The sequence below is a fragment of the Corynebacterium sp. UMB8791 genome (assembly GCF_054166365.1).
Genome location: NZ_JBSZCG010000150.1, coordinates 1 through 3,454 on the forward strand (window position 1 = coordinate 1; position 3,454 = coordinate 3,454).

A 3,454-nucleotide genomic window follows, 5' to 3' on the forward strand; every position below is an offset into this window, starting at 1 on the left:
ATGAGTACTTTCCGACCAGAACTTCACGTCACCGCAGACAGTGGCATCCTCGAGGGGCCAGCTGGTGTCATTTTCGACGGGCGCGAAGGAGAAAACAATTGGCATATTTTCTACCAATACCGCCCCACACCCGAAGCCCCGAGCCGCTGGGGCCACAACGTCAGCGACGGCGACCCGTTTAGCTGGGTCGAATGCAACGATGCCATTGTCCCCGCCGGTGGCGAATCCGCGGTTCGAGCAGGTGCCGTAATTGGTGCGCCGGAAGGCATCTACCTGTATTTCACTTCAGCAACTGCTGCTGGCAACACCATCCAGCTCGCCCACGCGCCTGAGCTGGAAGGGCTGTGCGATGAACTCCTCGAAGATACAAACGCCACACCTGGCGTGCAGCGACTTGGCGATATCGTCGAGGACACGCCTGAGTACAACAACTTCCGCTCGCCCTGCGTCGTTCCTGACTGGAAAGATGACGAGCGCGAGGAGCACGATGGCTGGCTCATGCTGGCGATCACGGGCAGCGTCGATACGCCGAAGCCAGTCGTGCTTCGCTCTATCGATGGCGTTGAGTGGCGCTTCGAAGGACCTCTCACTTTTGATGGCGACCCCGGAATCGACCTCGATGAGACGCTGGTAGCGCCACGTATTTGCAGGCTCCGCGATGAAGTTGATTCCAAGATCTACGACGTCTTCTTCTTCACGCTTGAGCGCGGTGGCAAAGACCGTTCGGCCTACATCATCGGCAAGCTGGAGAACAACACGTTCCGGGTAACCACACCTGCACAGGCGCTCGATTTCGGGCACGATTTCACTCGCCCCCGCAACACCAACTACCTCCCGGTTGCGATGGACCCGGCGCAGCGCTACCAAGGCACCTATCTCTTTGGCTTTATGACGCCCTCTGGCCGCCAAGGGTCCCCGACAAAAGAGCCGAACTGGGAAACCGAAGGCTGGGCAAATACGCTCACACTGCCACGCTATGTCACACTCCAGGATGGCCACCTGTACCAGGTACCTGCGCCAGGGCTCCCCGAGGCGGTGAGCACGACGCGCGGCGCCCATTTGTGGACTGCACTATGCGAGATCTCCGCAGGTGGCAGTGTCGTCGCTGAGATTGTCGACGGTAATGGTGAGGTCGCAGCTCGGGTCACCCATGCTGGCGACAAGCTCACCGTCGATCGATTCGATGGCCAAGTTGCGGAAGCCGAAATCGGCGAGGACGAGGAAGATACCATCACGGTTATCGTGGACGGTTCGACGCTCGAGGTCTATGCCGACGGCGGTGCAGTAGTGATGTCCTCACGCATTTGGCCGGAGAACGGATGCATCGGCATCCGCTCCCGCGCAAAGGGCGACGCCAGCATCTTGAACGAGTGGCGTCGTAGCCGCTAGGTGCTTCCTGAGCGGAACGTCTTACGCCTTGCGCAGGCGCACGAGCTGTGCGTGCGCGGTCACGGTCATGTGATCCGGCAGGGCGTCAAGACGACGCGCCAACTCGCCCCGCTCAATGTGGCGGGCGGATGGGCTCATTCCGACCTGGGCCGCGATAGATTCGCGGTCCAAGCGCATCGGGAAGACCAGTTCCTTTGGGTCTTCGGCCAGCTCCAGGTGGCCCTCTGACTGCTCGACGAGGCGGTCCAGCTTGCCGGGCTCGACGCCTAAGATACCGAGGGGTTCACGCAGCTCATCGAGGTGGCCTTGATCCGCAATGAGCGCTACAACCTGGCCGTCATCCGCAAGCACGCGAGCGAATTCTGCTGGGTTACGCGGGGCAAACACCACGGTAATCGCGTGGATGCTCCCGGTCGCAATTGGAAGCTGTTGCCACACATCGGCCACAATCGAGCCGATTCGCGGATGTGCCTTTGCAAGATACTTCGCAGCTGGAACCGAGATATCAAGTCCGACGCCGCGCGCGCCAACCACGGAGTCCAGGGTGTGCGACAGGTAGTAGCCGGTCCCCGCGCCAACCTCGAGGATCGCCGGGTGGTCTTCCTCAGGCGCGCTGAGGTCAAGCACGTGTTCTACGTGCTCCGTCATCGCTTCAACGAACGGGGCGAAGTGCCCTTGCGACAAAAATGACTCGCGGGAGAGGACCATCTCCAACGAGTCACCGACATGTTGCAGACCTTTTCCGCTCGCCAGTGTAACGTAGCCCTGCTTCGCTACATCGTACGAGTGCCCGCTTTCGGAAACGAGGCGTGAAAACTCCTCTTCACCACGAAGAGGAGTAAGGTCTATGGGATCTGCCAGCACATCAATTATGTCTTTGAGCATGCTGGATATATTACCTTAAGTTTAGAGAATTCTTATCCTACGGCTTCGATCAGCAGATTTCCGAGCTCAGTTGCCTCTTCCTTGCTCATCTCGATGACCAGGCGGCCGCCCCCGTCGGACGGAATTCTCATGACAATCTTCCGGCTTTCTTCTGCGGCTTCCATTGGTCCATTACCGGTGCGCGGCTTCATTGCTGCCATCTGTCGCTTCTCCTTCAGTCAAAACGTTTGTATCCAATACTACGCTGTTTTCGGTTAGCTGACTGATAGTCGGAGCAAAGCCGTACTTTTCACCGAGTGCGGTAAGCATTCCGCACGTTGTCACTGCGCACTCTCTCGAGCCTGACCGCCCTTGGAAGCGCGAGCAGCTCGGCGGTGGCTACAACGTTTCCTCGTGGAGCGAGAAGAACGCTTTCGAGAATGCGGACGCAGTCATTGCCGTTTCCGCGGGTATGAAAGAAGCCATCCTTCGTGCGTACCCGAGCATCCCGGCGGACAAGATTCACGTCGTACTCAACGGCATCGATCCGGCAAAGTGGTATCCCACCGAGGGGACCGTCCTGACAGACCTCGGTGTAGACCCGGCGAAGCCGATCGTCGCGTTCGTCGGTCGAATCACGCGCCAAAAGGGCGTCGCGCACCTCCTCAAGGCGGCGTCGCACTTTGAGGAAGACGTCCAGCTCGTGCTGTGCGCAGGTGCGCCTGATACACCGGAGATCGCCGCAGAGACGAAGGGGCTCGTCGAAAAGCTGCAATCTGAGCGCGATGGCGTGTCCTGGGTACAGGACATGTTGCCAGCAGAAAAGATCCGCGAGGTCTACTCCGCAGCCGACGTCTTTGTGTGCCCGTCAATCTACGAGCCGCTTGGCATCGTGAACTTGGAGGCCATGGCATGCGAAACCGCTGTTGTGGCATCTCGCGTGGGTGGCATCCCGGAGGTCGTCGTGGATGGTGAGACGGGTGTGCTCGTTGACTACGACAAAACGCAGCCGGAAGCCTTCGAGCGCAATCTCGCCGAGGCAGTCAACCAGGTGGCTGGTGACAAGGATCTCTCCCGAAGGCTGGGCCAAGCTGGCCTGACGCGCGCCCGCAATGACTTCTCGTGGAAGACAATTGCGCAAGACACCGTCAAGATTTATGAACAACTCACGAAATAACGCAGGGGTGAACACCACTTAACG

3 protein-coding genes and 1 pseudogene are annotated in these 3,454 nt (G+C 59.3%); 2 read left to right on the top strand and 2 right to left on the bottom strand.

The features are described 5' to 3' along the window. On the top strand, positions 1-1,389 hold a 1,389-nt coding region (locus ACXIUA_RS10495; protein WP_070479446.1), incomplete at its 5' end, for a GH32 C-terminal domain-containing protein. Positions 1,390-1,410: 21 nt separating this feature from the next. Here ACXIUA_RS10495 and ACXIUA_RS10500 read toward each other — a convergent pair. Next, positions 1,411-2,274: a methyltransferase domain-containing protein gene (locus tag ACXIUA_RS10500; protein ID WP_457976798.1), complete on the bottom strand. Its 864-nt coding sequence runs from the start codon at positions 2,272-2,274 to the stop codon at positions 1,411-1,413. A 32-nt stretch (positions 2,275-2,306) separates the two neighbouring features. Beyond that, positions 2,307-2,474: a DUF3117 domain-containing protein gene (locus tag ACXIUA_RS10505; RefSeq protein WP_070362681.1), complete on the bottom strand. Its 168-nt coding sequence runs from the start codon at positions 2,472-2,474 to the stop codon at positions 2,307-2,309. A 107-nt stretch (positions 2,475-2,581) separates the two neighbouring features. On the opposite strand from ACXIUA_RS10505, the pseudogene glgA reads away from it, so the two are divergent. After that, positions 2,582-3,430 (top strand): annotated as a pseudogene (gene glgA / locus ACXIUA_RS10510) (glycogen synthase); the annotation flags it as partial. Positions 3,431-3,454 lie beyond the last annotated feature (24 nt).

Bases quoted from the DNA above. Each gene is read 5' to 3' on its own strand.
- ACXIUA_RS10500 (WP_457976798.1), bottom strand. From the start codon at position 2,274: ATGCTCAAAGACATAATTGATGTGCTGGCAGATCCCATAGACCTTACT.
- ACXIUA_RS10505 (WP_070362681.1), bottom strand. From the start codon at position 2,474: ATGGCAGCAATGAAGCCGCGCACCGGTAATGGACCAATGGAAGCCGCA.